Below are 1,460 nucleotides of genomic sequence, written 5' to 3'. Positions count from 1 at the left end.
ACCGGTGCAAGCGAGGTAGGAGTTAAGCTGGAAAAACCGTTTAACAATCCGAAGACGTGATGCGGACCGAAAATAAGTAGGGAAGCTCCTGAGCCAGCTGTCGAGAAAAGCCGCTATTGCGCATGTTATACCCGTACCGTAAACCGACACAGGTGGATGAGGAGAGAATCCTAAGGCCGGCGGGAGAAGCATTGTTAAGGAACTCGGCAAAATGACCCTGTAACTTCGGGAGAAAGGGTGCCTCTGAGAAGAGGCCGCAGAGAATTGGCCCAAGCAACTGTTTAGCAAAAACACAGGTCTATGCGAAACCGTAAGGTGAGGTATATGGGCTGACGCCTGCCCGGTGCTGGAAGGTTAAGGGGAGAGGTTAGCGCAAGCGAAGCTTTGAACTTAAGCCCCAGTAAACGGCGGCCGTAACTATAACGGTCCTAAGGTAGCGAAATTCCTTGTCGGGTAAGTTCCGACCCGCACGAAAGGCGTAATGATTTGGGCACTGTCTCAACAATGCACCCGGTGAAATTGAAGTACCAGTGAAGATGCTGGTTACCTGCGCCAGGACGGAAAGACCCCATGGAGCTTTACTCCAGCTTGGTACTGGGATTCGGTATTGCATGTACAGGATAGGTGGGAGGCTGAGAAGTGGTGACGCCAGTTGCCGCAGAGCCGCTGTTGGGATACCACCCTTGCGATATTGGATTTCTAACCAGTCACCGTGAACCGGTGATGGGACAATGCCAGGCGGGGAGTTTGACTGGGGCGGTCGCCTCCGAAAGGGTATCGGAGGCGCCCAAAGGTTCCCTCAGGATGGTTGGAAACCATCCGAAGAGTGCAAAGGCAGAAGGGAGCTTGACTGCGACACCGACGGGTGGAGCAGGTACGAAAGTAGGGCTTAGTGATCCGGTGGTATTAAGTGGGAATGCCATCGCTCAACGGATAAAAGCTACCCTGGGGATAACAGGCTTATCACTCCCAAGAGTTCACATCGACGGAGTGGTTTGGCACCTCGATGTCGGCTCATCGCATCCTGGGGCTGAAGTAGGTCCCAAGGGTTGGGCTGTTCGCCCATTAAAGCGGTACGCGAGCTGGGTTCAGAACGTCGTGAGACAGTTCGGTCCCTATCCGGCGCGGGCGTAAGATATCTGAGAGGAGCTGTCCTTAGTACGAGAGGACCGGGATGGACTGACCTCTGGTGTACCGGTTGCATATCAGATGCATAGCCGGGTAGCCAAGTCGGGAAGGGATAAACGCTGAAGGCATCTAAGCGTGAAGCCCCCCTCGAGATGAGATATCTCATAGCAGAAGCTAGTAAGACCCCTTGAAGACGACGAGGTAGATAGGGCAGAGGTGGAAGCACAGTAATGTGTGGAGCTGACTGTTACTAATCGGTCGAGGGCTTATCCAGGTGGTTTAGGAGTTTTGGGAATGAAATGATGTTGGACAATGTGTAGTTTTGAAGGTAT

At 53.2% G+C, this 1,460-nt stretch carries 1 rRNA gene; it reads left to right on the top strand.

Annotated elements, in window-relative coordinates:
• Positions 1-1,402: ribosomal RNA gene (locus tag ACTQ3K_RS12565) — 23S ribosomal RNA — on the top strand; the annotation flags it as partial.
• Positions 1,403-1,460 lie beyond the last annotated feature (58 nt).

This window comes from Candidatus Paralachnospira sp. LCP21S3_A2 (assembly GCF_052118925.1).
Taxonomy (GTDB): domain Bacteria; phylum Bacillota; class Clostridia; order Lachnospirales; family Lachnospiraceae; genus Lientehia.
This window is presented reverse-complemented; position numbering and strand designations above follow the sequence as displayed.